26 protein-coding genes, 1 tRNA gene and 2 pseudogenes are annotated in these 24,898 nt (G+C 66.5%); 11 read left to right on the forward strand and 18 right to left on the reverse strand.

Going from position 1 to position 24,898, the window contains the following annotated elements:
• Positions 1–51: 51 nt before the first annotated feature.
• Positions 52–984, reverse strand: a complete 933-nt coding sequence (locus ACJH6J_RS06955; RefSeq protein ID WP_406803723.1) for an NAD-dependent epimerase/dehydratase family protein — start codon at positions 982–984, stop codon at positions 52–54.
• Here ACJH6J_RS06955 and ACJH6J_RS06960 point away from each other — a divergent pair.
• The 4 genes and pseudogenes from ACJH6J_RS06960 to ACJH6J_RS06975 all read left to right on the forward strand — a co-directional run bounded on the left by ACJH6J_RS06960 (position 950) and on the right by ACJH6J_RS06975 (position 4,117).
• Positions 950–2,787: pseudogene (locus ACJH6J_RS06960) on the forward strand (hypothetical protein). The gene ACJH6J_RS06955 and the pseudogene ACJH6J_RS06960 overlap by 35 nt on opposite strands.
• A 98-nt stretch (positions 2,788–2,885) precedes the next feature.
• Positions 2,886–3,227, forward strand: a complete 342-nt coding sequence (locus tag ACJH6J_RS06965) for a hypothetical protein (protein WP_406803724.1) — start codon at positions 2,886–2,888, stop codon at positions 3,225–3,227.
• 45 nt (positions 3,228–3,272) lie between these two features.
• Positions 3,273–3,629, forward strand: a complete 357-nt coding sequence (locus ACJH6J_RS06970; RefSeq protein ID WP_406803725.1) for a hypothetical protein — start codon at positions 3,273–3,275, stop codon at positions 3,627–3,629.
• 251 nt (positions 3,630–3,880) lie between these two features.
• The gene (locus tag ACJH6J_RS06975; protein ID WP_406803726.1) at positions 3,881–4,117 is read left to right on the forward strand and encodes a hypothetical protein; all 237 of its coding nucleotides are present in this window, start codon (positions 3,881–3,883) and stop codon (positions 4,115–4,117) included.
• A 99-nt stretch (positions 4,118–4,216) separates the two neighbouring features.
• On the opposite strand, the gene ACJH6J_RS06980 is transcribed toward ACJH6J_RS06975, so the two are convergent.
• From ACJH6J_RS06980 to ACJH6J_RS07015, 8 genes are all read right to left on the reverse strand, one after another.
• Positions 4,217–4,435, reverse strand: a complete 219-nt coding sequence (locus ACJH6J_RS06980; RefSeq protein WP_406803727.1) for a hypothetical protein — start codon at positions 4,433–4,435, stop codon at positions 4,217–4,219.
• A gap of 153 nt (positions 4,436–4,588) precedes the next feature.
• The gene (locus ACJH6J_RS06985) at positions 4,589–4,951 is read right to left on the reverse strand and encodes a terminase (protein WP_406803728.1); all 363 of its coding nucleotides are present in this window, start codon (positions 4,949–4,951) and stop codon (positions 4,589–4,591) included.
• A gap of 386 nt (positions 4,952–5,337) precedes the next feature.
• The gene (locus tag ACJH6J_RS06990; RefSeq protein ID WP_406803729.1) at positions 5,338–6,468 is read right to left on the reverse strand and encodes a hypothetical protein; all 1,131 of its coding nucleotides are present in this window, start codon (positions 6,466–6,468) and stop codon (positions 5,338–5,340) included.
• Positions 6,469–6,684: 216 nt separating this feature from the next.
• Complete coding sequence (locus tag ACJH6J_RS06995; protein WP_406803730.1) at positions 6,685–6,903, reverse strand: hypothetical protein; 219 nt, start codon at positions 6,901–6,903, stop codon at positions 6,685–6,687.
• Between the two features lie 59 nt (positions 6,904–6,962).
• Complete coding sequence (locus ACJH6J_RS07000; protein ID WP_406803731.1) at positions 6,963–8,294, reverse strand: AAA family ATPase; 1,332 nt, start codon at positions 8,292–8,294, stop codon at positions 6,963–6,965.
• On the reverse strand, positions 8,291–8,743 hold the full coding sequence (locus ACJH6J_RS07005) for a DUF2742 domain-containing protein (RefSeq protein WP_406803732.1): 453 nt from the start codon (positions 8,741–8,743) through the stop codon (positions 8,291–8,293). Before ACJH6J_RS07005 ends, ACJH6J_RS07000 begins: the two co-directional genes overlap by 4 nt.
• Positions 8,632–8,901, reverse strand: coding sequence for a hypothetical protein (locus tag ACJH6J_RS07010; protein WP_406803742.1), 270 nt, complete (start codon positions 8,899–8,901; stop codon positions 8,632–8,634). The genes ACJH6J_RS07005 and ACJH6J_RS07010 overlap by 112 nt, the downstream gene beginning before the upstream one ends.
• Positions 8,902–9,111 (reverse strand): helix-turn-helix domain-containing protein, encoded by a 210-nt coding sequence (locus tag ACJH6J_RS07015; RefSeq protein ID WP_406774076.1) that lies wholly within the window; start codon positions 9,109–9,111, stop codon positions 8,902–8,904. It abuts the gene before it with no gap.
• Between the two features lie 81 nt (positions 9,112–9,192).
• Here ACJH6J_RS07015 and ACJH6J_RS07020 point away from each other — a divergent pair, with 81 nt between their 5' ends.
• Both ACJH6J_RS07020 and ACJH6J_RS07025 read left to right on the forward strand, forming a co-directional pair.
• Positions 9,193–9,819, forward strand: a complete 627-nt coding sequence (locus ACJH6J_RS07020) for a helix-turn-helix domain-containing protein (RefSeq protein WP_406774075.1) — start codon at positions 9,193–9,195, stop codon at positions 9,817–9,819.
• Entirely contained in the window at positions 9,812–11,008 is a 1,197-nt protein-coding gene (locus ACJH6J_RS07025; RefSeq protein ID WP_406774074.1) for a tyrosine-type recombinase/integrase, read from the forward strand. Before ACJH6J_RS07020 ends, ACJH6J_RS07025 begins: the two co-directional genes overlap by 8 nt.
• A gap of 83 nt (positions 11,009–11,091) precedes the next feature.
• Here ACJH6J_RS07025 and ACJH6J_RS07030 read toward each other — a convergent pair.
• Both ACJH6J_RS07030 and ACJH6J_RS07035 read right to left on the reverse strand, forming a co-directional pair.
• A tRNA-Thr gene (locus ACJH6J_RS07030) sits at positions 11,092–11,167 on the reverse strand.
• 57 nt (positions 11,168–11,224) lie between these two features.
• Complete coding sequence (locus ACJH6J_RS07035; RefSeq protein ID WP_318985387.1) at positions 11,225–12,457, reverse strand: DNA polymerase III subunit delta'; 1,233 nt, start codon at positions 12,455–12,457, stop codon at positions 11,225–11,227.
• A gap of 83 nt (positions 12,458–12,540) precedes the next feature.
• Between ACJH6J_RS07035 and ACJH6J_RS07040 the strand changes: the two genes are divergently transcribed.
• Positions 12,541–14,136 carry an adenylate/guanylate cyclase domain-containing protein gene (locus ACJH6J_RS07040; RefSeq protein ID WP_318985386.1) on the forward strand — a complete coding sequence of 532 codons (1,596 nt, stop codon included), beginning with the start codon at positions 12,541–12,543 and terminating at the stop codon, positions 14,134–14,136.
• Between the two features lie 58 nt (positions 14,137–14,194).
• Here ACJH6J_RS07040 and topA read toward each other — a convergent pair whose 3' ends face one another.
• The 3 genes from topA to ACJH6J_RS07055 all read right to left on the reverse strand — a co-directional run bounded on the left by topA (position 14,195) and on the right by ACJH6J_RS07055 (position 18,074).
• Entirely contained in the window at positions 14,195–17,020 is a 2,826-nt protein-coding gene (gene topA, locus ACJH6J_RS07045; RefSeq protein WP_212807318.1) for a type I DNA topoisomerase, read from the reverse strand.
• Between the two features lie 145 nt (positions 17,021–17,165).
• Positions 17,166–17,747, reverse strand: coding sequence for a hypothetical protein (locus ACJH6J_RS07050; RefSeq protein WP_212807319.1), 582 nt, complete (start codon positions 17,745–17,747; stop codon positions 17,166–17,168).
• Between the two features lie 123 nt (positions 17,748–17,870).
• Positions 17,871–18,074: a cold-shock protein gene (locus tag ACJH6J_RS07055; RefSeq protein WP_020100960.1), complete on the reverse strand. Its 204-nt coding sequence runs from the start codon at positions 18,072–18,074 to the stop codon at positions 17,871–17,873.
• Between the two features lie 181 nt (positions 18,075–18,255).
• Here ACJH6J_RS07055 and ACJH6J_RS07060 point away from each other — a divergent pair, with 181 nt between their 5' ends.
• On the forward strand, positions 18,256–20,598 hold the full coding sequence (locus tag ACJH6J_RS07060; protein ID WP_346415080.1) for a DEAD/DEAH box helicase: 2,343 nt from the start codon (positions 18,256–18,258) through the stop codon (positions 20,596–20,598).
• A gap of 55 nt (positions 20,599–20,653) precedes the next feature.
• On the forward strand, positions 20,654–21,694 hold the full coding sequence (locus ACJH6J_RS07065; protein ID WP_346415081.1) for a PAS domain-containing protein: 1,041 nt from the start codon (positions 20,654–20,656) through the stop codon (positions 21,692–21,694).
• Between the two features lie 12 nt (positions 21,695–21,706).
• On the opposite strand, the gene soxR is transcribed toward ACJH6J_RS07065, so the two are convergent.
• The 4 genes and pseudogenes from soxR to ACJH6J_RS07085 all read right to left on the reverse strand — a co-directional run.
• Entirely contained in the window at positions 21,707–22,195 is a 489-nt protein-coding gene (gene soxR / locus ACJH6J_RS07070; protein ID WP_346415082.1) for a redox-sensitive transcriptional activator SoxR, read from the reverse strand.
• A 110-nt stretch (positions 22,196–22,305) separates the two neighbouring features.
• Positions 22,306–22,647 (reverse strand): Rv3654c family TadE-like protein, encoded by a 342-nt coding sequence (locus ACJH6J_RS07075; protein ID WP_346415083.1) that lies wholly within the window; start codon positions 22,645–22,647, stop codon positions 22,306–22,308.
• On the reverse strand, positions 22,640–22,981 hold the full coding sequence (locus tag ACJH6J_RS07080) for a TadE family type IV pilus minor pilin (protein WP_346415084.1): 342 nt from the start codon (positions 22,979–22,981) through the stop codon (positions 22,640–22,642). The genes ACJH6J_RS07075 and ACJH6J_RS07080 overlap by 8 nt, the downstream gene beginning before the upstream one ends.
• Positions 22,962–23,069, reverse strand: a pseudogene (locus ACJH6J_RS07085) (DUF4244 domain-containing protein); the annotation flags it as partial. The pseudogene ACJH6J_RS07085 and the gene ACJH6J_RS07080, both read right to left, overlap by 20 nt.
• Positions 23,070–23,177: 108 nt before the next feature.
• Here ACJH6J_RS07085 and ACJH6J_RS07090 point away from each other — a divergent pair.
• Entirely contained in the window at positions 23,178–24,329 is a 1,152-nt protein-coding gene (locus ACJH6J_RS07090; protein WP_406803733.1) for a tyrosine-type recombinase/integrase, read from the forward strand.
• Positions 24,322–24,876 (forward strand): hypothetical protein, encoded by a 555-nt coding sequence (locus ACJH6J_RS07095; RefSeq protein ID WP_406803734.1) that lies wholly within the window; start codon positions 24,322–24,324, stop codon positions 24,874–24,876. Before ACJH6J_RS07090 ends, ACJH6J_RS07095 begins: the two co-directional genes overlap by 8 nt.
• Positions 24,877–24,898: the final 22 nt, after the last annotated feature.

Here is a 24,898-nt window from a genome sequence, read left to right on the forward strand (position 1 = left end):
AGACTAGGACAGAAAGTGAGTGCTTACAATCTTTTTCTGCGTAATCGCAGGTCAGGGACGGAAGAAGTCCACCGTCCGGGCCACGCCCTCGGCCAGCGGCACCTTGGGGCTCCACCCCAGCACGGCACCGGCGCGGCTGATGTCCAGGCACGATTTCCGCAGGTCACCCAGGCGCGGCGGGTGGAACTCGGGAGTGTCCGGCACGCCGACGGCCGCGGCGATCGCGGTGTGCAGCTGTGCCACCGACGTCTCGACCCCGGTGCCGACGTTGAACCGCTGCCCGCCGCCGGCTTCCCCGCCGGCGCGGACGAAGGCGTCCACGACGTCGTCGACGAAGACGTAGTCGCGCGTGTCGGTGCCGTCACCGAAGATCTTGGTGGGCCGCCCGGCCAGTAGCGCCTGGCTGAAGATCGCGACCACGCCGGCTTCACCGTGCGGGTCCTGGCGCGGGCCGTAGACGTTGGCGGGCGCGATGTGTGAGCAGTCCAGCCCGTACAGGTTGCGGAACATGTTGAGGTAGACCTCGCCGCACACCTTGCTGGCCGCGTACGGGGACGACGGATCTACCGGCATGTCCTCGTTGGTCGGGTAGGCCGGCGGGACGCCGTAGATCGACCCGCCCGACGAGGTGTGGACGACCTTGCGCACGCCGTTGCTGCGCGCCGCCTCGGCCAGCCGCACGGTGCCGACGACGTTGACCCCGGCGTCGAACGGCGAGTCGGTCACCGACCGTGCGACGGAGATCTGCGCGGCCAGGTGGAAGATCACCTCGGGCTGCTCTTCGGCCACGATGGCGTGCAGATCGGCGTCGACGATGTCGGCCTTCACGAACTCGAATCGCTCGTTCTGCTCGGCCTGGGCGAGGTTGTCGACCTTGCCGCTGCTCAGGTCGTCGAGCCCGACGACGTCGTGTCCTTCGGACAGGAGCCGGTCGACGAGCGTCGATCCGATGAACCCGGCAGCACCAGTGACAAGTGTTCGCACGGCGCAACCATACCGACGGTTGCTGCGTGACGCCCCGTACAGTCGACAAGAGTGAACTGGGTCGCCCGAACCGCCGCCGCGCTGGTGGCGCTGCAGCTGATACTGCGGGCGGTCCTCGCATTCGGCGGCTACTTCTACTGGGACGACCTGATCCTGATCGGCCAGGCCGGCACCCATTCCCTCCTGTCGCCGGACTTCCTCTTCAACGACCACGACGGGCACGTCATGCCCGCCGGATTCCTCCTCGCCGGGGTGCTGACGCGACTGGCGCCGCTGACGTGGTTCTGGCCGGCCGTGAGCCTGGTGGTGCTGCAACTCGTCGCGTCCGTGGCTCTGGTGCGCGCCCTGCGCGTCATCCTCGGGTGGCGGCCGGTGCTGCTGGCGCCACTGACGTTCGCACTGTTCACGCCGCTGGGGGTGCCGGCGTTCGCCTGGTGGTCGGCGGGACTCAACGCGCTGCCGATGGCAGCGGCCATGGCCTGGGTCTGCGCCGACGCCATCCTGCTGGTCCGCACCGGAAATCCGCGGTACGTGTGGACCGGCTGCCTGGCCTACCTGGGCGGGCTGCTGTTCTTCGAGAAGTCCGCGGTGATCCCGTTCACCGCGTTCGCGGTGTGCTGGCTGCTGATGTACGTGACGGGGGCCGGCTCGCTCAAGACGGTGTGGCGCGCCGGCCTGCGGCTGTGGCTGGGGCTGCTGACCATCACGATCGGCTGGGTCGGCGTCTACCTGCTGGTGGTCAACCAGAAACGCTGGACGCTGGACCTGGCGATGACGTGGGAACTGCTGGCGCGGTCCGTCACGCACGGCCTGGTGCCCACGCTGGCCGGCGGGCCGTGGGACTGGCAACGCTGGGCGCCGGCGTCCCCGTGGGCGACGCCCGGCCCGGTCGTCATGGTCCTCGGCTGGCTGGTTCTCGCCGCCGTGGTTGCGGTGTCGCTGCTGCGGAAGCGGCGACTGGGCCCGGTGTGGCTGGCCGCCGTGGGATACGTGGTGGCGTGCCAGGTGCCGATCTATCTGATGCGGTCGTCGAAGTTCACCGCCCTCGAGCTGGCACAGACGCTGCGTTATCTGTCCGATCTCGTCGTGGTGCTGGCGCTGCTGGCCGCCGTCGCGTTCTGCGCACCCAACCGGAGTGGGCGGTTCGACGACTCCCCGCGGCGCCGCGGCGCTGTCGCTTGTGCCGCAACGGCATTCGTGGCCAGCAGCCTGTACTCGTGGGCGACGTTCCTGCCCAGCTGGCGCGACAACCCGACGCGCGCCTATCTCGTCAACGCCGAGGCAGCGCTGGCCCATGCGCCCCGCGGGGTGCCACTGCTGGACCAGGAGGTCGATCCCCTGGTGCTGCAACGCGTGGCATGGCCGCAGAACCTGGCCAGCCACATGTTCGCCTTGCTGCGCGACCGCCCCGAATTCGCTTCCAGCACAACCTCTTTACAGATGTTCACCGCGACCGGCCAGCTGGTACCGGCCCAGGTGACCTGGACCCGCACGATCGCCCCGGGACCGGCACCGAACTGCGGCTACCTGGTGCAGACCGACGCGCCGGTCACCATGCCGCTCGACGGCCCGCTGCTGCCGGCCGACTGGACCGCCGAGATCAACTACCTCGCCAACAGCGACGGCTCCCTGACCATGTCCCTGCCGGAGGGTCGCGAGGCCCGGGTTCCGGTACACCCCGGCCTGAACCGGGTGTTCGTCCGGCTGCCCGGCGCCGGGGCCGCGATCCAGGTGAAGGCCAACACGTCGGCGCTGTCGGTGTGCGTCGCCTCCGGGCCGGTGGGGTTCCTGGCGCCGCGCTAGGTATTTCCGAAAAAACTGTCCCCTTCCGGGGCGGTGCTCACTCCTACCTGTGTCGGCAAGTCCGCCCGGGCCTGCGACCACCGGAAAGGAGACCTCCCATGACCATCACCGGCACCGCAAACGGCAAGCGCATCGCACTGGCCGCCCTCATCGGCACGGCTGCGCTGTACGTGGCTCCGCTGGCGCTGACGACGCCCCTCGCCGGTGCAGAGTCTTTGGCGACCCGCTGTGGAAAAGGCGGTGGCACCTTCGCCATCGGCACTCGGTCGAACGGCTCGATCATCGAGAGCTGCACGACGACCGACAAAGAAGGCGTCAAGACCCAGTGCACCGAGGTCGATCACAAGCCGCAGGGCTGCATCACCGTGCCGAGGACGGGCGTGAAAGGCACCCACATCCCGACCGGTGACCTCGTCCCGGTTCAGGTCGAACGCTCCTGAATCCCCGCCCAGCCATCCACAGCCACCCGAAAAGGAAATCCAGCAATGACCACGAACTCGATGATCAAGCCGACATTCGCCGCCCTGCTGAGTGCTGCCGCGCTGTATGCCGTTCCGGCGATCTTGACCGCGCCAGGCGCCAACGCCACGGTTGGCAGCGACTGCATGGGTTCGAACCAGACCTATGAAACCAAGGTCGGGAACGGACACCTGTACGAGGCCTGCACGACGACCGACAAGAACGGCGACAAGACGAAATGCTCGTACGTCGACGGGAAGGCCCAGGGCTGCATCGCGGTCCCGATGCGCAAGCCGCGGTTCAACGTGGACCCGAGCGTGTTGGCGCCGGTTACCGAGACGCCGTCCGCGGCCCCGCACACGCTCCCCGACCAACGTCGGTAGCGCGAAAAAGTTGTGGAGCCACCCAGGGGAATCGAACCCCTGACCTATTCATAAGGCCGAAGGGTCCGCCGCAGTCCGCGATAGACCGTTAAAGTGTTTCGCACCAAAATGATTGACGGACAGTGCGTCCGCGGAGATTTGCCCAGAATTGCGGCGTGTCGCGGGCGTTTTTACGGGGAAAATGCGGAGTAGGCCAGCCGAAACTACTGCGGACGGACTGTGGACGGTAACAGCTAGTGAGGGAGCACCGAATGACTGACGACGGCACACCAAAACTCGCCTGGGAGCACGCATGGAACTACGGAATCGAAACAGGCCGGTACACCCTGGTCGGTGAGCCTGGGGGCGACTGGCGAGACGCAGTCATCCACGCGGGACCCAACTTCGACACGGCCCCACTACACACCGATCCGCGCATCGCTGCCGAGCAGCAGATTCTCGACAACATGGTGCGGGCGCATCAGCACAAGGCCGGGGAGCCGGACTAGGACGGTACTTGAACCTGCCGCCGTTTTTTAGCCGGCCAAGCGCAGGTGAGACCGCCAATGTAAGTCTCGCGGTGCGCGCGGACCTGAAACGAACGGGGGTCAGATTTGGGAAGGGTCGAACGGGCAGTCGCGGCCGACGTACCGCAGCGGCAGGTCGAACGACGACTCCAAACCGTGCTGCTTGGCCCATGCTTCGCGGGCGTCGTGGAACTCATCGAATGCTGCCTGCCACGCCGTCGCAGTGCGGTACGGGTCGCCATCGAACACCAACAGCTCGTCTGGGACCTGGTCGCGGTCCTCTTCCCCGCGCCTACGCATCGCACGAGTCCCGGTCACCAGTGACAGCAGCCAGAAGGCGCCGCCGACGCTCCTGCCATTTGTCCCGTGCCGCAAGGTATTCGACCTCGGTCGGGTAGACCTTGCCGTTGAATAGGTATCCCCCAGCCGATGGGGCGGGTTCGCGTCGCTTCATCAAGATCCTTTCTTGACGCTGTAGATGCCTCGGACACCAACGCGGCGCTGGGGCCGCTGCAAGGTGCTGTCGTCGTCGGCCGGCAGCCGCAGCGCGGCGATGACACGGGCGAGGGCGATACGGAGCTGACGGGCCTCGACTGCGGCCGGGTGCATCCGTGGTCCGCTGGGACCGTCGATGATGGTGCCGTCGCGCTTGACGATGGCGTGCAGTACGTCGAGCTGGTCGACACTGCGCACCGCCTCACGCAGTAGCGCCTGTTCATGCTCTTCCAGCTCGAATTTGCCGAGCACGTCGCGCCACAGGTCGCGGCCACTGGGACCGGTGCCCTTCGGCGGCTCAGGGACACGCTGAGCGGTCATTGCGAGGCTCCTCTCGTTTGTTTCAGGGTCGGGGAGAGAAAAGCAAGATCTCACCTGCGTGTTTGCCCCTTAAAAAATGCCCTGACCTGTGGGTATGCGCCGGGGCGCAGGTCCAGCTCTGGCCTCACACTGGCCGTCGTGACTGGCCTTGCCCTCGAAGAGAAACGAAAGCGGGGTTTGACGCCCCGGCACATGGTCTAGGGGTTGAACCAACCAGTCGGGTGTCTGGTTCTGGGGTTGTTCGGCGGTGCCGAACCAGTGGCTTAGTTGCTTCTGGATGCGGCTCGTCCACGACTGTGTTTGTTGCTGGCAGTCGTCGGCCCATTCGTCGGTTGCCGGCCACCCGTCGTCTGCGGGTGGACCGGCACCGAAACGAGCGTCAGTCACTACGGGCTGACTGTGTAGACGGCCTGCGCGGAGCCGGTGAGGCCCTGGCCGACGCCGGTCGAGTGCAACCACGAGCCGAAGGAGTTGCTGCCGTCCTTCGGGTCGATCGTGCTCGCACTCTGTAGCTGCGACATGAACACCAGGAAGGACGCCGGGTCGAAGATGGTCACCTGGCCGGCGGTGGCGTCATTGGTGGGATAGAGACGGGCGCCGTTGAACCGCTCGGTGACAGACCCGACGTCGGGACCGTTGGCGGGCGTGGTGTCGCCGAGCAGCGCGATATCGCCCGGGGTGCCGAAGATGACGAGGCTATCGACGGGGACGAGCACGGCGGCCGAGACGGTGAGCAGGCTCTTGCGCACATTGCCGGCGATGTCGGCGGCGTAGGTTACTGGGGTGCCTGCGGCGGTCTGGATATCGCCAACGGCCTTTTTGTCGAGGTCCTTGGCGATGCCTACCGAATGCAGGTTGGCGATTCCGGCGAGGCTGTCGAATTGGTGTGCAGCGGCAGAGACGGCCGTCCAGCGGCCGTACCGCAGCGCTGACAGCGGCACGTCGACCACCGAGTCGTATTCGCCGTGCGCGGTGGACTCGTTCACGCCTGCGGCGCTGGCCGGCAGGGTGAATGCGGGCATCACAGCGGACACGCCGGTCAGCTGCTGCACTGGGATGCCGGCGAAGCGGATGAGATGCAGGGGTTCGCGTGGGCCGACCTGCGCCCATGCTTGCGGGCCGCCCAACGCGTTGGCGGCGGACGGGTTCACCTGCACCAGGGCGCGGCCTTCTTCGACGGCGCCGAATACGCGGCCTTCGCGCAATGCTTCGGCGTGCTTGGCGATGTTGTCGCGGGACACCAGCAGCGACGGGCAGCCGGATGCGCTGGGCTGCCCTGGGTACGCGCCGGTGACGCTGCGGAACGACTCATCGAGCTCGTGCGCGGCGCGTTCACCGTCGTGAATCTGCTTGGCACGGGCCTCGAGTGCGTTGGCGTCTGCGATGCGCTGATCAAAATCGGATTGCTCGGCGTCGGTGAGGTCGCGTTTCGCGTCTACGCCACGCTGAGCGATTTCGCGGGCCTCGTTGATGAGAACGCTGCGGCGCTCCATGAGTTCTGTTGCAAGAGATTTCATTGCCATGTTGTGAGCCCCTCCCAGAGCCCGAAAAATGTTGGTGGTAACCAGTTTTCGCGTGGTAACGACGTGTCCACATGGTGGATGGTTTCGTTACAGACTCCGGTGGGTGTCGCCCTGCCGGCAATATGAAGTTTGGATTTCGCCCATGCGCGCCGTGGGTTTCGCCCTGCAACGCGCCGCTACTTTCATTCAGTTGTTGGGACACAGTCTATCTCAATCGTCCGACAACCGGCCTAGGTCGACTGTCTGCACCGGGGTGTCGAGTTCGACATCTGTCATCGCTCTGGCAATGTCGCGTTCGGTGGCGAAGTGGACGGCTTCGGCGTGCAGGATGTCTGCGGCCTCGGTGCGGCCCTTCAGTCGCAGTGCCGCCGATGCGTCCGAGAGCAGTCGAGTGAAAGCGACAAGGCGCTGATATTCGCCTTCGGGCATGGTTGCGTTCTCCTTGGTCCTGGTCCAGATTTCTGGGTCCACGAATATGACACGGCGACTCATGAGGCTGCCTGTTGTTTGCTGCAGGACAGGTGCGTGTCACCTTGTCCGGCTACGACTGGCTTGCTGCATACCGCGCAGGCCGGGTAGCTCGCGACGGGATGCCCGCCGATGGTGCGGTGGCGCCGGCGGGGCTCTGGCCTGTTGCGCTTGGGCATGGCCGCCGGTGACGGGCCAGTCGGGACTTCAGTTGGGCCACACGCAGAAGCTTGGCCCGACTGGGAATCTGACCCAGTTGGGCCATCCTGTTTTTGCTGGTCAGGCTCAGTTGGGCCAGTTGGGCCACCGTCTTGCGTGACAGGGGTGGCCTGACTGTCGTTGGCCCGACTGGGTAGGTCCCAGATCGTGACGCGGGGAAACCCTTCGGATCGGTCGGTTACGCCCAGAGCCTTCTTTGCCCGCTTGAGGGTGCGGTCGCTGATCTTCTCCTTGGCGGCCTCGTTCTTTACGATCTTCGAGGCAGTGGGTCCGTTTGCTGTCAGGTAGTCCTCCAGCCAGTGCTCTGCCGCAGTTCGCTCACCGGCGTCATCGTCGTGGGCATCGCCGGCGAGCAGGTGCCGCGCGTCGATGTCGGTATCGCCGAGCCATTCGACCGAGCCGATTTCAGTGGGCCCGTCGTCGGTCTCGACGTTGGTGGAGACGATGCGGAATCCGACTGACCGGTCCGTGCCCGCGTAGTTGGCCTTGGTGTTCGTCAGCACGCGGTCGCCACTGTCCGGGTCTTCTGCGATGGACAGGACGCAGCGGGCCACCTGGGACCAGGCGACGGAGCCGAGCATGAGTTGCCCGGAGTCGGCGCCTTGCTTCTTGCCGAAGTGCGCCAGGCCGATGATGGTGACCTTGCAGCGGTCTGCCAGTGCGGCGATCGGTTCGAGGTACTGGCGTACCGCGATGTCGTCGTTGCCGGAGAATCCGGGCGGAACGACGGCCTTGGCGGGGTCGAGGAACAACATGGTGACGTTGTGCTCGCGGATGACACCCTCGATGCGGACGAGGTCGAGCGGAAACACCAGTGCGCCGGTGCCGAGGTCGGTCTGGACGTCAACGAAGATGACGCGGTCCATGTCGGCACCGGCCGCGATGAGCCTTGGGACGATCGCGGACTCGCGGGATTCTTCGGTGCCGATCCAGAGGATGACGCCGCCGTTGCGGGTTTCGCGCGCCGCCCACGACGACGCGACGGTGGACTTGCCTTTGCCTTCACGGGCCGCCAGGAGGTTGATGGCGTACTGCAGAACGAGGCCGAATTCCCACCAGACCAACCTCTTCGCTTTGACTTGGGATCCTCGGGTTACGACGAGGCGCCGGTCGCCATAGTCGATTGCTGTCACGATGCCTTCCTTGGTATGTACAGGCCGGATTGCCGGCGGTGGATCGAGCGGGCGACTGCAGCCCAGTTCTCGGCGGCGGCAATGGTTTTGGATGCTTCGGCAAGGTGTTCTTGTCGTGCGTCTTGTGCGACCGCCCATTGGAGTGCGGCCCAGAGCACGGACCGCCAGGCGGCGGGGTCGGTGTCGTCGAGCTGGAGCCACGCCGGGGTGCCGAGCGTCGGCCCGGGATCGCCCAGCAGCGGCTTAAGTCGTTGGTACACAGCGGTGCATGAGATTTCGCGGGACGCCGGAGAGCCGGCACGCAAGTTCGCGTGCCGGCCTCCTGCTGTGGTGTCGGTCACTCGGCCAGCAGGGTCGGGAGCAGCGTGTCGGCCTCGGTGAGCAGGCTGTCGACAATCAGCGGAGCTGCCTGGTCGCAGTGCTCGAAGCTGACCGTGCAGGCGTGGCATTCGCAGCCGCACCACACGTCCCCGGTGCAGGTGACCTTCTCGTAAGTTACATCTTGATCTAGCATGGCTGGTGAATCTCCGATCTTGTGAGTGACGGGTTCGTTCGCCCCGGCAGGTGTTCCCGCACCGGCCGGGGCATTTTCGCGGGTGGTGTTCATCTAGGCCGCACCGTCAATGCGGGCGATGAACTCATTGATGGCGGCCTCGGACACCAGGCGCCTGCGACCAACTTTCGTGCTGCGCAACTGGCCGCTGGCCATCAGCTCGAACACCATCGATCTGCCGACGCTCAGCCGCTCCATGACGGCCTCCACAGGCCACAGCCGACTGCTCAGCTTGTCGATCTCGTCTTGCAATCCAGGTGGCATCGCCCCTCCTAGTGTTTGGTTATGCGTCACGGATGCGACTAAATCCGTACAAGTCCAAACACTTGCACAGAAAGTTTGGACATGCAAGCTAAATCGCGGGAAGATGGCGCAATGCCAAACATTGACCTGGACGCGAAGGCGTGGCAGGAGGCCGGGTCCAAACGATTCGGGCAGGCGGTCGCCAGCCTTCGAGTGGCGCAGGGCCTCACTGCAGTGCAGTTGTCAGCTCGAACCAAGGAGCTTGGTTATCCGATCACGCGCTCGACAATTGCCCGGATCGAGGGCAACCACCGGGCCGGCAAGGTTGACCTAGCCGAATTGATCATCCTCGCGGCTGCATTGAACACATCGCCGGTGAACCTCGTCTATCCCGGCCCATACCAGAGCGCTCTTGAGATTATGCCCGGGCGAAATGCTGCGGGATTCAATGCAGCACAATGGTTTTCGGGGATATATAGCTATCTCGGAAACAATAGTTTGGGTGCGGCAGAAGACCCTGAAACGCAGTGGCGAGAGAATACCGAAACGCTGTACCAGTGGCGCGATCTAGACGAGCTGATCGCAACGAGAGACGAGATGGACAACCCGGAACACATAGCTGTGCTCAATCGTCGGATCAAAGCTATTTGTGAGCGACTTGGAATCAGTGTCCCAACCGCCGAGGTGGACCTACGCATCGAACATCCCGCGGACGACAGCCATGCCTAGACAGCGGATGAAGCCCGGTGAGCATGGGCGGATAACCGAGCGTGTCGAGAAGTTCAAAGATGAGGCCGGGAAGAGCCAAAAGCGCTACATTGCAAGCGTTTACGTGCGCCTGCACAGCGGCAGATTACGCGAGCGCGAAGCCACGTCATACAGTTCCAGCGAGGACGCCCGCCGAATGCTGTTGCGGCGCATCAAAACCGAGCTAGAGACCACGGCCCCTGTCGGAGTAATCAACGGTCGCACAACGCTTTCCGAGCTATTCGACACGTGGGTATCGGCGAAGGTAACCGAGGACGGAATCAAGCCGCAATCCGAAGCACAGTACCGCCAGGTATGGCGCCTGCACGGTGACGCTGAGCTCGGGGCGCTGCGCATCGCCGAGCTCGAGGGCAGCCGCGCCAACACCCACATACAGACCTTGCCGCCTCGGCAATCCGAACTGCTGCGCACCGTCCTATCTGGCATGTACCAGATGGCGGCCCGGTTCGACGTCGTGCGGTTCGACCCCATCGCAGCGACCAAGCCGGCCAAGGCGGAACCGAAGCCGGCCCGCGGGCTGACCGCTCTGGAACTGGAGCAGGTGCGCCAGGCCGTGAAGATGTATGCGCAGCCGCATCAGCGTGGCGGCCCACCACGGGGTGTATTGCTGCCCGCGTTCGTGGAGCTGCTGGCGGCAACCGCCGCAAGGCCGGGTGAAGTGCTGGCGATCCGCTGGCAAGACGTAGACCTTCTCGGCGATCCGCCAACCGTCACTGTGAACGGGACTGTTATCGACCACGGCCGCGTACCGGGCAAGTCGGTGCACCGGCAGGATGCTCGCAAGGGTGACGCCGACCCGCACACGGTGCTGCTACCGAAGTTCGGCGTAACGGTGCTCACGGAACTGCTGGGGCGGACTGCGTCGACGGATGGGCCGGTGTTGGCTACACGTGACGGCGGGTACGTCAGCCTGTCGAATATTCGCAGTGCGCTCCGCGATGCGCTCCCAGAATCGTTGCGGTGGGTGACGCCGCACAGCTTCCGCAGGTCGGTGGCCACGGTGGTCCGCGACGAGATGGGTATCGAGGCCGCGCAAGCCCAGTTGTCACACACGCAGATGGCGACTACGGAACAGCACTATGCCCAGCGGCGAACCACCGGGCCGGACGTGCGGGCAACACTGGACAAATGGGCAGGTCAGGCAGGATAACCACCTGTTTCTACGGGGAAAATACGGGATTCGGCCCAGAAACCAGTGCAGGCCAGAAGCTGTAAGCCTCTGACCTGCAAGTTTGGAGCCACCCAGGGGAATCGAACCCCTGACCTATTCATTACGAGTGAATTGCTCTACCGACTGAGCTAGGGTGGCACGCCCCACCGAGGCGGGGCGGGACGAGTCTACGGGACGCGTCCGGCGCAACCAAAGTCAGTTCCGTTGTCCGGCCCGGAGCGCCTGTCCCATGGTCGCCACCATGGCGTCGACCGCGAACTTCGGCTTGACGTTGGTGGCCAGCGCCTCGCGGCAGGCCAGCACCGCCTCGATGCACCGCAGCAGCTGGTCGGCGGGCACGTGAGCGGCCATCGCGGCGGCCTTGTCGGCCATGTCCGGATGGTTGGCCGCAGCCACGCCCGTCGCCCCCGACGACACCAGCAGCGCATCGCGGAAATAGGTGGCCAGGTCGATCAGCGCGCGGTCCAGCGCGTCGCGCGACGCCCGGGTCTGCCGCGACTTCTGCCGCTTCTCCAGGTCCTTCAGCGCGCCCGCGGCGCCCCGCAGTGCCCCCGCCGCGCCCTTACCGGTACCGCCGGCACCCAGCGCGGTCTTGAGCTCCTCGGTCTCGGCCTCGTTGCGACCGGCCGTCAACGCGATGGCCTCGGTCTCGGCGGCCGCCACCAGCTCCTCCACGGCCGCGTACGCGCGCGCCGGCGTCGCGGCATCGCGGGCGAGGCCCAGGGCCCGCTCCCGGCGTGATCGCGCGTCCGGATCGGTCGCGAGGCGGCGCGCCCGGCCGACGTGTCCCCCGCTGACCGACGCCGCCCAGCGCGCGTCGGCCTCCGACAGCCCGTCGTTGTCCATCAGCACCTGCGCGATGGCGTCGGCCCGCGGCGTCGTCAACGCCACGTGCCGGCACCGCGACCGCAGCGTCACCGCGATGTCCTCGGGATCCACCGACGGCGCACACAGCAGGAACACCGTCGACGGCGGCGGCTCCTCGACGACCTTCAGCAGCGCGTTGGCGGCGCCCTCGGTGAGCCGGTCGGCGTCTTCGACGACGACGATCTGCCAGCGGCCGGTGCCGGGCCGCCGGGACGCGGTCTGCACGATGGCGCGCATCTCGTCGACACCGATCGACAGCCCCTCGGGAATCACGCGCCGGACGTCGGCGTGCGTGCCCGCCATGGTCGTCGTACACGCGCGGCAGGCGCCGCACCCCGGACCGCCCTCGGCGGCCTCCGCAGTGCACTGCAGCGCCGCCGCAAAGCACACCGCGGCGATGGACCGGCCCGAACCGGGCGGCCCCGTGATCAACCACGCATGCGTCATGCTGCCGGTTGTGAGCCCGCTGTGAGCCGAATCACCCCGGGCCGCCCGCGCTGCGGCCACCAACTCGGCTTCCACGGCATCCTGGCCGACCAAACGCGAGAAAACTCCGCTCATCGCGCCCCACAGTAACCGGCGCGGACGACACGAACCTGCGCGCAGCGGCAATATCCGTCGCCCTGGCCCGATACGGTTAGCGGGTGGCCACCGATGTAGAGCGCATCGGGCGAATCAGGGGGTTCGTCCGATGGGTGGCGCGCACCCCGTGGCCGGTGTTCACGCTGAGCCTGTTGCAGGCCGACATCATCGGCGCCCTGTTCGTTCTGGGCTTCCTGCGGTTCGGTCTGCCGGCCGAAGATCGCATCCAGCTGCAGGACCTGCCGGCGGTGAACCTGGCGGTGTTCCTGGCTGTCCTGTTCGTCTCGTTCGTCGTGGCGGCCTGGCTGAGTCTGCGGCTGCTGATCCCCGTGATCCGCTGGCAACGGCGCGACACGCTGCACGGCGACGCCGACGACCCCGCATTCACCGAGCTGGCCCGCACCCGGGCGCTCAAGATGCCGTACTACCGGACGCTGATCAGCGTCGGGAACTGGTTCCTCGGCTCGGTGGTGTTCATCATCGCCAGCTGGCCGGTGGCGAGCCGCTCGGCGCCGTTCGTCGCCGTGGCCAGCGCGCTCGGCGCCACCGCCACCGCGATCATCGGCTACCTGCAGTCCGAGCGCGTGCTGCGCCCCGTCGCGGTCGCGGCGCTGCGCGACGGCGTGCCCGAGAACTTCCGGGCCCCCGGCGTCATCCAGCGCCAGGTCCTGACCTGGGTGCTGTCGACGGGCGTGCCGCTGCTCGCCATCATCGTGGCCCGGCTGGCCGGGCAGTACACGACCTTCATCGCCCAGAACGACCAGCTCAACACCCCCATCCTGCTGCTGGCGATCACCGCGCTGGCCGTCGGCCTGGCCGGCAACGTCCTGGTCGCCATGTCCATCGCCGACCCGCTGCGCCAGCTGCGGTGGGCCCTGGGCGAGGTGCAGCGCGGTAACTACAACGCGCACATGCAGATCTACGACGCCAGCGAGCTAGGCCTGCTGCAGGCCGGGTTCAACGACATGGTGCGCGACCTGTCCGAGCGGCAGCGCCTGCGCGACCTGTTCGGCCGCTACGTCGGCGAGGACGTCGCGCGCCGCGCCCTGGAGCGCGGCACCGAGCTGGGCGGCCAGGAACGCGACGTCGCGGTGCTGTTCATCGACCTGATCGGGTCGACGCAGCTGGCGTCGACGCGGCCCGCCGCCGAGGTGGTGTCGATCCTCAACGAGTTCTTCCGGATCATCGTCGACACCGTGAACCGGCACGGCGGGTTCGTCAACAAGTTCCAGGGTGACGCGGCGCTGGCCATCTTCGGCGCCCCCATCGAGCACCCGGACGCCTCCGGTGCCGCGCTGGCCGCGTCCCGTGATCTGCACGACGAACTGGTGACGGTGCTGGGCACCACGGAGTTCGGTATCGGCGTATCGGCGGGCCGCGCCATCGCCGGCCACATCGGCGCGCTGGCCCGCTTCGAGTACACCGTGATCGGCGACCCGGTGAACGAGGCCGCCCGCCTGACCGAGCTCGCCAAGCTCGAAGAGGGCCACGTGTTGGCATCGGCGATCGCGGTCAGCGGTGCGCTGGACGCCGAGGCACTGTGCTGGGACGTCGGCGAGACCGTCGAGCTGCGCGGCCGGTCCGCGCCCACACAGCTGGCGCGGCCGCTGTCGCTGGCCTCGCCGCGGCCGGCTTCCGAAACCGAAGCCGCCAGCTAGGCCGGACGCCGATCAAGAAGCGAGGTACGAGCTGCGTTGAGAAGTCCGGCAAATGTGCCTAGGCCTTCTTCGCGGCGGCCTTCTTCGCCGGCGCCTTCTTGGCGGCCGTCTTCTTCGCCGCCGTCTTCTTGGCAGCGGTCTTCTTGGCAGCCTTCTTCACCGGGCCACGAGCGCGCCTGTCCGACAACAACTCCGAGGCCCGCTCGTCGGTGATCGACATGACGTCGTCGCCCTTGCGCAGGCTGGCGTTGGTCTCACCGTCGGTGACGTACGGACCGAAGCGGCCGTCCTTGATGACCATCGGCTTGCCCGACACCGGATCGGTGCCCAGCTCACGCAGCGGCGGCGTGGCAGCGCCCTGGCGCCCACGGCGTTTCGGCTCGGCGTAGATCTTCAGCGCCTCTTCGAGCGTGACGGTGAACATCTGCTCTTCGGTGGCCAGTGAGCGAGAATCGCTGCCGCGCTTGAGGTATGGGCCGTAGCGGCCGTTCTGCGCGGTGATCTCCTCGTTGCTCTCCGGATCGACACCGACGACGCGAGGCAACGACAGCAGCTTCAGCGCGTCCTCGAGCGTGACGGTCTCCAGATCCATTGAGCGCAACAGAGATCCGGTCCGCGGCTTGGGGCCGACGGGCTTCTTGGTCTTCTTCGCACCGGTGCCGGCATCCGGCTCCTCCGGCGGCGCCGGCAGCACCTCGGTGACGTACGGGCCGTAACGCCCGTCCTTGGCGACGATCTCGTGCCCGGTCTCCGGGTCGACACCGAGCACCCGGCCCTCTTGCGGTGTGGCGAAGAGCTTTTCGGCCAGCTCGAGGGTCAGCTCGTCGGGCGTCAGATCGTCATTGAGGTTGGCGCGCTGCGGTTTCAGCTCACCGGGGTTCTCCTCATCGGCGATCATGCGCTCGAGGTACGGCCCGTTGCGACCGACGCGGACGTTGATGGCTCGGCCTTCGGCGTCGTCGAACAGCTTGATGGAGTTGACTTCTCGCGCGTCGATGCCTTCGAGGTTGACGCCGACGAGCTTCTTCAGGCCACCCTCGCGGGCCACCGAGCCCTCGACGCCGTGGTCGCCGCCGAAGTAGAAGTTGGTCAGCCAGTTGGTGCGCTGCTCGTTGCCGGCGGCGATCTCGTCGAGTTCGTCCTCCATGGCGGCGGTGAAGTCGTAGTCGACCAGGCGCCCGAAGTGCTGCTCGAGCAGCCCGACGACCGCGAACGCCACCCAGGCCGGCACCAGGGCGCTGCCCTTCTTATAGATATAGCCGCGGTCCTGGATGGTCTTGATGATCGACGAGTACGTCGACGGGCGACCGATGCCCAGGTCTTCCAGCGCCTTGATCAGCGAGGCCTCGGTGTACCGGGCCGGCGGATTGGTGGTGTGCCCGTCGGCGGTGAGCTCGGCGGCATCCACGCGCTGACCCTGGGTCAGATTGGGCAGGCGGCTCTCGGCGTCGTCGGCCTCGCCCCCGGCCTGTTCGTCGAGGCTCTCGACGTAGGCCTTGAGGAAGCCGGCGAAGGTGATGGTGCGGCCGGAAGCGCTGAACACCACCTGTTCGCCCGTGCGGGCCTGGCCGGAAATACGGAGAGAAAGCGTCGTGCCGCGGGCGTCGGCCATCTGTGAGGCGACGGTGCGCTGCCAGATCAGCTCGTACAGCCGGAACTCGTCGGTGTCCAGGGCGCCGTGCAACTGGCCCGGCGTCTGGAACACGTCACCGGCGGGCCGGATGGCCTCGTGTGCCTCTTGGGCGTTCTTGACCTTGCGGGTGTACTGCCGCGGCGTCGGATGCACGTACTCGGGGCCGTACAGCTGCCCGGCCTGGGTGCGCGCGGCGTTGATCGCCGACTCCGACAACGTCGTGGAGTCGGTACGCATGTAGGTGATGTAGCCGTTCTCGTACAGCCGCTGCGCGATGCTCATGGTGCGCTCGGAGGAGAACCGCAGCTTGCGGCCGGCTTCCTGCTGCAGCGTCGAGGTCATGAACGGGGCGTAGGGCTTGCGCGTGTACGGCTTCTGCTCCACCGAGCTGACGGTCAGCGACTCGCCGCGCAGTCCGGCGGCCAGGGCGCCCGCCGCGGCCTCGTCGAGCACCAGCACCTCGTCGGGCTTCTTGACCGCGCCGAGCGAGTCGAAATCGCGGCCCGTGGCGACGCGCCGGCCGTCGACGGTGTTGAGCTTGGCGGTGAACTTGGGCGGGGACGCCTCGGGGTCGGAGACGCTGGCGTCCAGTTCCGCCGTGACGTCCCAGTAGCCGGCGCTGCGGAACGCCATACGTTCCCGCTCGCGCTGCACGATGATCCGGGTCGCGACCGACTGCACACGGCCGGCCGACAGCTTCGGCGCGACCTTCTTCCACAGCACGGGACTGACCTCGTAGCCGTAGAGCCGGTCGAGGATACGACGGGTCTCCTGCGCGTCGACCAGGGCGATGTCCAGGTCGCGCGGGTTCTCGGCGGCGGCCAGGATGGCGGGCTCGGTGATCTCATGGAACACCATGCGCCGGACCGGCACCTTGGGCTTGAGCGTCTCGAGCAGGTGCCACGCGATGGCCTCCCCCTCGCGGTCACCGTCCGTCGCGAGGTAGAGCTCGTCGACACCCTTGAGCAGGTCCTTGAGCTCGGTGACCGTGGCCTTCTTGTCGGGGCTGACGATGTAGAGCGGCTCGAAGTTGTCGTCGACGTTCACGCCGAGGCGCGCCCAGGGCTCACCTTTATATTTGGCCGGCACGTCCGCGGCGTTGCGCGGGAGGTCGCGAATGTGTCCGCGCGACGATTCGACGACATAGTTGGAGCCGAGGTAACCGGCAATCTTGCGCGCCTTGGTAGGCGACTCGACTATGACGAGTCGCCGGACCCGGCTGCCGCTACCGGCACCATCGAGGTCAGCCACCGTATCTATACGCTCCACTTCTTGGTCGGCACTAGGACACCGAATGAATGCCTAACGGTCATCCGGTTCCAAGGCAAGTCACAATTTGACACTCCGCGCGAGCCTACGCAAACCGGATGCGGCCAAAATATACGGGCTGCATCCCCTAAATCCGGGGCCATTGGAGAAACGCCTCCGTGAACCCGGGCGGCTCGCCCACGTTCTCTACCAGGCGCAACAACCTCCGACGGCCGCTGATCCGCAGGGCCGGATGGTGACCCCGCGTCCCGATCAGGGTCGGCGCGATACCGACTCGCATAAGTGCCGACGCCAACGTCGAATGGGTATCCGGTGCGTGCGGATCCAAACCCAACAGGTAGCCGTTCGGTTCCGCGGTACCCGCGGCCAGCACCCACGCGCGCAGCTCCCGGGGGCCCGGCAACCACCCGTCGGGCACGGTTTTGACCGCACCGCGCGTCCAGTCCTGCGCCATCCGGGCCAGCCGGGCGTCGGCCTCGGTGCGCACCAGCGGCGTCTTCTCGTCGGTGTGGGTGATCTCGGGCTTCAGGCCCGCCTCGGCGATCATCTCGGCCAGCGCCTCGGCCCGCCACAACGCGTCGACGACGACGGAGAGCCGGACTCTGGCTTCCCCAGCCATCACCACCTGTCCCGGCGCGGCGAGCAACCCGGTCAGGTCGGCGACCGCAGGCGGCACCGACTCGGCCGAGAAGAAGGACAGCTGACTCACCCTGCCGACAGTAGGCCAGCTCACACCAAAAGGCAGGGAGGCCGGGCGCGACCTACCCGGCGATGCGAAACGCCCCCACTTCGTCGCTGACGATGCGGGGGCGTTCGACGGAGTCTGTGAACCTCAGACGGTGCGGACGTTCAGAGCCTGCGGACCCTTGGGGCTCTGCTCGATCTCGAAGTCGACCTTCTGATTCTCCTCAAGGGTGCGGAACCCGTTGGATTGAATCTGCTTGTAGTGGACGAAGACGTCGCCTCCGCCGCCTTCCTGCTCAATGAAGCCGTAACCCTTCTCCGGGTTGAACCACTTCACAGTCCCCTGTGGCATTTGTCCTTCATTTCCTTCTGTTACTGCGGGTGCGGTCCACCGAGTCTTCCGGCGTACCGGGAACGCAGGCGACGTTCCCGGGTGCGGACACACGAACACAGAAGCTGCGACCAAGATCAGTCAACCATGTTCCACGCTGCCGCAACAGTCGCACAGCGAACTGTGGTTAACAATTCATCTTGTGACGCAGGGACAGTCGAACTTCGGCCGCACGCTGTTGTCGGCTGCGCTGGACGGCACGCCGGCCGGCGAGCAGCCGCTGCGGCACGTCGCCGACCTGCCGCCGCGACAGGCGCGCCGAATGCCCTGGCCCACTTGGGTTGGCGCCGAGGTGGCGCAGGCCTTCACCGATCGTGGTGTGGCACAGCCGTGGTCGCACCAGGTGGCCGCGGCCGAGTTGGCACATGCCGGGCGGCATGTGGTGATCGCGACGGGCACGGCGTCCGGTAAATCCCTGGCCTACCAACTGCCGATCCTGCATGCGTTGCAAACCGATGCGCACGCCCGCGCCCTGTACCTGTCCCCCACCAAGGCGCTGGGCCACGACCAGTTGCGGGCCGCGCAGTCGCTGTGCGCCACGATTCCCGGCCTCAGCAACACCGCACCGTCCGCCTACGACGGCGACAGCTCAACCGAGGCAAGGCAATTCGCCCGGGAGCGATCCCGATGGATCTTCTCGAATCCCGACATGGTGCACCTGTCCCTGCTGCGCAACCATTCCCGGTGGGCGGTGTTCCTGCGGCAGCTCGAGTACGTCGTGATCGACGAATGCCACTACTACCGCGGCATTTTCGGTTCCAATGTCGCGATGGTGCTGCGCCGGCTGCTACGGCTGTGCGACCGGTACGGGTCCGCACCCACGGTGGTGTTCGCCAGCGCGACCACGGCCGCCCCGGCGCAGACGGCGTCCGAGCTGCTCGGCCAGACCGTCACCGCCATCACCGAGGACGGCTCGCCGCACGGCGGCCGCACGGTGGCGCTGTGGGAGCCCGCGCTGCTCACCGATCTGATCGGCGAGAACGGTGCCCCGGTGCGCCGGGCCGCGGGCACCGAGGCCTCGCGCGTGATGGCCGACCTGATCGCCGAAGGCGCCCGCACCCTGACCTTCGTCCGTTCGCGCATCGGCGCCGAGTTGACGGCGCTGGGCGCGCGGGCCCGGCTGGAGAACGTCGCACCCGACCTGGCCCCGCTGGTGGCGTCGTACCGCGCGGGGTATCTCGCCGAGGACCGCCGGGCGCTGGAACATGCACTGACGGAAGGCGAATTGCGTGGCCTGGCGACCACGAACGCGCTGGAACTCGGCGTCGACATCGCCGGACTGGACGCGGTGGTGCTGGCCGGGTTCCCCGGCACGGTGGCGTCCTTCTGGCAGCAGGCCGGCCGGGCCGGACGGCGCGGTCAGAGCGCGCTGATCGTGCTGATCGCGCGCGACGACCCGCTCGACACCTATCTGGTGCACCATCCCGCCGCGCTGCTCGACAAACCCATCGAGCGGATCGTCATCGATCCCGCCAATCCCTTCGTGCTGTCCCCGCAATTACTGTGCGCGGCAACCGAACTCCCACTGACCCCGGCCGAGGTGCGGATGTGGGACGCCGAAGCGGTGGCCGAATCCCTCGTCGACGACGGCCTGCTGCGCAAGCGTCCCGCCGGCTACTTCCCGGCGCCCGGCGTGGATCCGCATCCCGCCGTGGACATCCGGGGCTCGTCCGGCGGGCAGATCGCCATCCTGGAGTCCGGAACCGGACGCATGCTGGGCAGCACCGGCGCCGGGCAGGCACCGGCCTCGGTGCATCCGGGCGCCGTCCACCTGCACCAGGGTGAGACGTTCCTGGTCGACGCACTCGACTTCGAGGCCGGCGTCGCCTTCGTGCACGCCGAGGATCCCGGGTACACCACGTCGGCCCGGGAGGTCACCGATATCAGCGTGCGCGGTACCGGAGAGATCCACCGGTTCGGGCCCGTCGCCATCGGCCTGGTCCCGGTGTCGGTGTCCAACACCGTCGTGGGCTTCCTGCGCCGGGCCATGGACGGCACCGTGCTCGATTTCGTCGACCTGGACATGCCGACCCGCACGCTGGACACCATGGCGGTCATGTGCACCATGACCCCGGAGATATTGCTGGACAAGGGGATTGATCCGCTGCGCGTACCCGGTGCACTGCACGCTGCCGAGCATGCCGCGATAGGCCTGCTGCCGCTGGTGGCCAGCTGCGACCGGGGCGACATCGGTGGGGTGTCGACCGCGGCCGGCCCCGCCCCCGGCGACTTGTCCGGCCTGCCAACGATTTTCGTGTACGACGGCTATCCGGGCGGCGCCGGGTTCGCCGACCGCGGGTTCCGGCAGCTGTCCACCTGGTGGGCCGCGACGGCCGCGGCGATCGCCGCGTGTGAGTGCCGTCACGGTTGCCCCTCCTGTGTGCAATCGCCCAAGTGCGGCAACGCGAACGATCCCCTGGACAAAGCCGGTGCTGTCCAGGTACTTCGCCTGGTAGTGGACACTTTGGCAGCCCACGGCAGGTAGGCGGCAGGCCGCAGCCGGGCAGAGCAAAGAGCGCCGAAACGGATAAACTACGACCATGACGGACGACTGGCTCCTCGTCGAGACCCTCGGCGCCGAACCTGCCGTCGTCGCGTTGGGGCAGCAAACCCAGGACATGGTTCCCATCAGCACTTTCCTGCGGCGCAACGCGAGTCTGATGGCCATCCAGTCGGCGATCGGGGAAACCGTCCGCGCGGGCCTGCCACTGACGAGCATCACACCCAAGAGCGACCGGGTGATCCGGACCGAAGTGGTGCAGATGACCGACGGCCGCATCCATGGCGTCCATGTCTGGGTCGGCGCTCCCGATGCCGACCCACCGGACCGGATGATCCCCGGTCCTCTGAAGTGGGACCTGACCAACGGCATCGCGACCGACACCATGGAGTCGCTGGCCAACAGCGGCCTCAACCCGGCGGCCGAGGCCACCCACGGCCGGGCGTTCGCCGACGACCTGCAGACCCGCAAGCTCAACCCGAACGAGGCGCGGGTCATCTCGGCCGTGCTCAAACCCGAACCGGGCCAAACCTTCACCAGCACTTGGGAAATGACCGACTTCCGGGGCCGGCCCATCAGCGTCGGATTCGCCGCGCGGGTGCTCAACGAGCCCGACGAGGACGACCGAGATCGGCTGATCTGCCGGGCCATGAACTGGCGCGGCGTGCGCGACACTTCGGCGGCCACCCCGCTCGACCGGGCGCAGCAGCTCGCGGGCGGCCCGGCCGTTCCCGGCGTGTACCGGGCCTTGGTCGATCTGAACACCTGGAAGCTCATCAAGTGGGTCGACGAGCCCTGTCCGCTCTTCGACTGGAGCGCCGACGCGACGTCCGAAACCGTGGTGCACCCCAACGAGATCGCCGAGATGGCCGTCATGACGGTCGAATTCGGCAGCGGACCGACATCGCGGGTGCTCCGGTTGCGCGCCAACGACGGCGGGTGGGTGCCGATTCACGTCACCGCGCACCGGCTCCAGGTCGCCGACGACACCTTCGCCGGCCTGCTGTCCCTGCGACTGCCCACCTACGGAGAGCTGGTGGCAGCCGGGGACCGGCTGAACGACGACGTGCCGGAATCCTGACCCAGACGAGTTCTATTCGGCGCCAGCCGGATTCGACCCGTCGAACGGCAGCAGGCGCCGCGCACCCGGCCCTTCGGCGGCGAGCGTGTCGCCGGGGTTGATGACCAGACAATGGTTGAGCGAGATACACCCGCACCCGATGCACTGGTCCATCTCGGACTGCAGCCGCTCCAATTCGAGCTGCCGTTCACGCAGTTGCGCCCGCCACCGCTTGTTGAGCCTGGTCCAGTCGCGCAATGACGGCATCCGGTCGTCGGGCAGCGTCTGAAAGTGCTCGGCCACCTCACTGAGCGGAATGCCGAGCCGCTTCGCCACCTGGATGACGGCGATGCGGCGCTCGAGGTGACGCGGGTACAACCGCGTCCCGCCCGACGTGCGTTCGGGGTGGATCAGCCCCTTTCGCTCGTAGAAGTGCAACGCGGACGCGGAGACTCCCGTCCGCTTGACGATCTCCCCGATGGTCAGGAGGTCGGTCGGACCCATACGCTTGATCTCAACCATAGTTGAGATTCTACGGTAGTGACATGGCAAGTGACACAACGACCGATCGGCCCGGGTGGGGTGACCTCTTCTTCTGCGTCCTCCTGATCGTTGTGACCATCGCGCTGCCGTCAGCCTGGCCCGGCGCGGGCCCGGCCGTGCGCGTCGCCGAGGTGCCAGCGACCGAATCGCACCGGCACCTCCACGTCGACCACCACATCCAGCCGCTGCACCGCGCAGTTACCAACCCGGCTGCCCATGGCTTCGGCAACCGCGACCGCCCGGCCACAGGACTGACTGGGTCCGGCAACCAGTGCGCCCGCGGCGGCGAGTGCGGCCAGGTCGGCCGCTGACTGGGCGCGATGCCGGCCGATCACCGCGGCGCCCACGGCGGCAGCCCCCGTCATGAGCCCGATCAGCACCACGATGAGCGCGACCGCGAACACCGTCGCCGAGCCCCGTTCGTCACGCACCAGGTTCGGGTGCCGCCACGGCCTCGGCCCCCACGGTGACGCCGGGCAGCAACGGTGCGGGAACGCGGACCCGCGCGACGATTCGCCCGCCGTCGCGTCGCACCTCAACCGAGGCCCCGTCCGGGCCGGTGCGCCGGGCCGTGTCGACGGCGGCACGGTCGTCACCGCGGGCCGCGAGACGGGCCGCTTCCCGGGCCGCGTCGATGCAGCGCACCTGCGCCGAGACCGCGCCGAGCCCACCGATACCGAGCACTGCGACCGCGATGAGTGCGGCAACCGAGAACGCCGCCTCGACCGTGACGCCACCCCGGTCATCACTTGGTGGTGAGGGCACGGGCGATGATGTTGGTCAGGGCGCTGACAATCGAGTCCCCCGTGACCACCGTGTAGAGGATGGCGCCGAACGCCGCAGCCGCCACCGTTATCTACCCCATGACAAGGTAACGGGTCACATAAGTTCGTTGCGCAAAATCTCTACGTGACTCGCAAGTATCCGCCCCTCCTTATGGCATGTGCGGTAGCTTCGGACGATGGCGGGCACTTATCGCGCTGAGCGCGCTGTCCTAGCGCCGGGGATTCACGCGTTCGTAGTTGTTGATGACAACTTTGAATTTCATCCCGAGGCCTGCTCTTACCTTGCGGGCCTTCGCGGCTCGGGCGGCGCGTTCAACACAGAGCGCCTCTATGCGGGTCGCATCGCGTTGTTCCTGTCTTACTGTTCAGCCGCTGGTCTGGACTGGCGGCGATTAACGTTCAATGATCTGTCCGAGTTTTTGCGGAGCCTGACCTCGACGTCTTATCCGTCGCGGGCGAGATCAGGCGGAGCTCGGCGGTTTCGTTTGAGCAGCACCGCCAACGCGATCTTGACTGCGGTGACAGAGTTCCTGAAGTACGCGTCGAGCCAGGGCTGGGTTGACATAGCTTTGATCGAACAACTCTGGACAACGAAGGCATTGCGCTATCGCGCCGTCGGTCAGGAGTGGGGAGAAGATGAGCAGTTTCGCATCGTACAGTCCCGGAACTTGAAGTTGAAATCGACTATGACGGAAGTGAATACGCTTTCAGACGATTCAATCGCCTCGTTGGTAGCCGTGGCGACGCACGAGCGTGATCGATTCCTTATCCGGCTTCTCCAGGACACCGGAATGCGGATCGGCGAGCTCCTTGGCCTGCGTCGTGAAGACATGCATCTCCTCGCGACTAGTACGCGACTGGGGTGCTCTGTGCCGGGCCCACACATACATGTGCGGCGTCGCGTAAACGCCAACGGCGCGTACGCGAAAAGTCGTATGCCGCGGTCAATTCCGGTAACGACCGAACTCGTCGCGCTATATGCGGCATACCAACATGAGCGATCCGAAGCCTTGGCGGTTGACCCTTGCGATTTTGTGTTTGTCAACCTGTTTAAGGAACCGCTTGGCGCACCAATGAAGTACAGCAACGCGAAGAAACTCTTCGACAGACTGTCAAGCGCAGCACAAATCGAGGCACGTCCACATCTGCTGCGCCATAGTGCGGCGACACGATGGCTCGGCAACGGAACTTCGCGGGACGTCGTTCAAGCATTGCTGGGCCATGCGTCATCGGCGTCGATGGAGGTGTACCTGCACCCCACCGACACCGCGAAAAGAGAAGCTGTGGAACGCATTGAAGCGCTGCGAGTTAAGAGCGAACATGACTGAAGCTGTTGCTCAAGTAGCCATCGCGGCCGCCGTCGAAAGCGAGGATGATCGGTGGTTGAGGTGGCTCAAGGCCAATGTGCAGACCGGTTGGCGGCCCGGAGAGTGGCAACACGACCGATGGTTGTTCAGCGGAGACCCGGATAATCCGGCCACCACGGTCACGCGGTGCGTCGTGATGGCGTGCGGCCGGCTGATCAGTGCCGGCCGAATCTGTCACACCTGCAACAAGATTCTGAAGCAATCCGGCCAAGACCCGACGACATTCGCGGCGACTCACCGGCCGTCCTTCGCCAAGGGCAGCCCTAACGATTTCGACACCCGGCCACAGTGTTCGATCACACGCCATGGCGAACGGTGCCCGTTGACTGCTGTCGCCGATGGGCCTTGCGCGTGGCATCGCCACAAATTTCACATGCGCAAACGGCGCGAACCCGGGCTCACTCTTGATGAATGGGTCCAAAGGACTATCCACACGATTCCAACTCTGAGCGAGATAGCGTCCCGGGGAGTGGTGGACTTCGGATCTGGCGTGGTTCACGCGTTGTGATCAACGAGTCATGGTGAACGCT

It is taken from the genome of Mycobacterium sp. SMC-18 (assembly GCF_045310895.1).
Lineage (GTDB): Bacteria > Actinomycetota > Actinomycetes > Mycobacteriales > Mycobacteriaceae > Mycobacterium.

Excerpts from the sequence above, each read along its gene's own strand:
- ACJH6J_RS07015 (WP_406774076.1), bottom strand. The coding sequence starts at position 9,111 with ATGCCACCTGGATTGCAAGACGAGATCGACAAGCTGAGCAGTCGGCTG.
- ACJH6J_RS06980 (WP_406803727.1), bottom strand. The coding sequence starts at position 4,435 with ATGCGTAGGCGCGGGGAAGAGGACCGCGACCAGGTCCCAGACGAGCTG.
- ACJH6J_RS06970 (WP_406803725.1), top strand. The coding sequence starts at position 3,273 with ATGACCACGAACTCGATGATCAAGCCGACATTCGCCGCCCTGCTGAGT.
- ACJH6J_RS06995 (WP_406803730.1), bottom strand. The coding sequence starts at position 6,903 with ATGCCCGAAGGCGAATATCAGCGCCTTGTCGCTTTCACTCGACTGCTC.
- ACJH6J_RS07055 (WP_020100960.1), bottom strand. The coding sequence starts at position 18,074 with ATGCCACAGGGGACTGTGAAGTGGTTCAACCCGGAGAAGGGTTACGGC.
- ACJH6J_RS06990 (WP_406803729.1), bottom strand. The coding sequence starts at position 6,468 with ATGAAATCTCTTGCAACAGAACTCATGGAGCGCCGCAGCGTTCTCATC.
- ACJH6J_RS07035 (WP_318985387.1), bottom strand. The coding sequence starts at position 12,457 with ATGAGCGGAGTTTTCTCGCGTTTGGTCGGCCAGGATGCCGTGGAAGCC.
- ACJH6J_RS06985 (WP_406803728.1), bottom strand. The coding sequence starts at position 4,951 with ATGACCGCTCAGCGTGTCCCTGAGCCGCCGAAGGGCACCGGTCCCAGT.
- soxR (WP_346415082.1), bottom strand. The coding sequence starts at position 22,195 with ATGGTTGAGATCAAGCGTATGGGTCCGACCGACCTCCTGACCATCGGG.
- ACJH6J_RS07090 (WP_406803733.1), top strand. The coding sequence starts at position 23,178 with ATGGCGGGCACTTATCGCGCTGAGCGCGCTGTCCTAGCGCCGGGGATT.
- ACJH6J_RS07025 (WP_406774074.1), top strand. The coding sequence starts at position 9,812 with ATGCCTAGACAGCGGATGAAGCCCGGTGAGCATGGGCGGATAACCGAG.
- ACJH6J_RS07005 (WP_406803732.1), bottom strand. The coding sequence starts at position 8,743 with ATGCCACGCCTGCACGGTCAGCTTCGAGCACTGCGACCAGGCAGCTCC.
- ACJH6J_RS07095 (WP_406803734.1), top strand. The coding sequence starts at position 24,322 with ATGACTGAAGCTGTTGCTCAAGTAGCCATCGCGGCCGCCGTCGAAAGC.
- ACJH6J_RS07065 (WP_346415081.1), top strand. The coding sequence starts at position 20,654 with ATGACGGACGACTGGCTCCTCGTCGAGACCCTCGGCGCCGAACCTGCC.
- ACJH6J_RS07010 (WP_406803742.1), bottom strand. The coding sequence starts at position 8,901 with ATGAACACCACCCGCGAAAATGCCCCGGCCGGTGCGGGAACACCTGCC.
- ACJH6J_RS06965 (WP_406803724.1), top strand. The coding sequence starts at position 2,886 with ATGACCATCACCGGCACCGCAAACGGCAAGCGCATCGCACTGGCCGCC.
- ACJH6J_RS07020 (WP_406774075.1), top strand. The coding sequence starts at position 9,193 with ATGCAAGCTAAATCGCGGGAAGATGGCGCAATGCCAAACATTGACCTG.
- ACJH6J_RS06975 (WP_406803726.1), top strand. The coding sequence starts at position 3,881 with ATGACTGACGACGGCACACCAAAACTCGCCTGGGAGCACGCATGGAAC.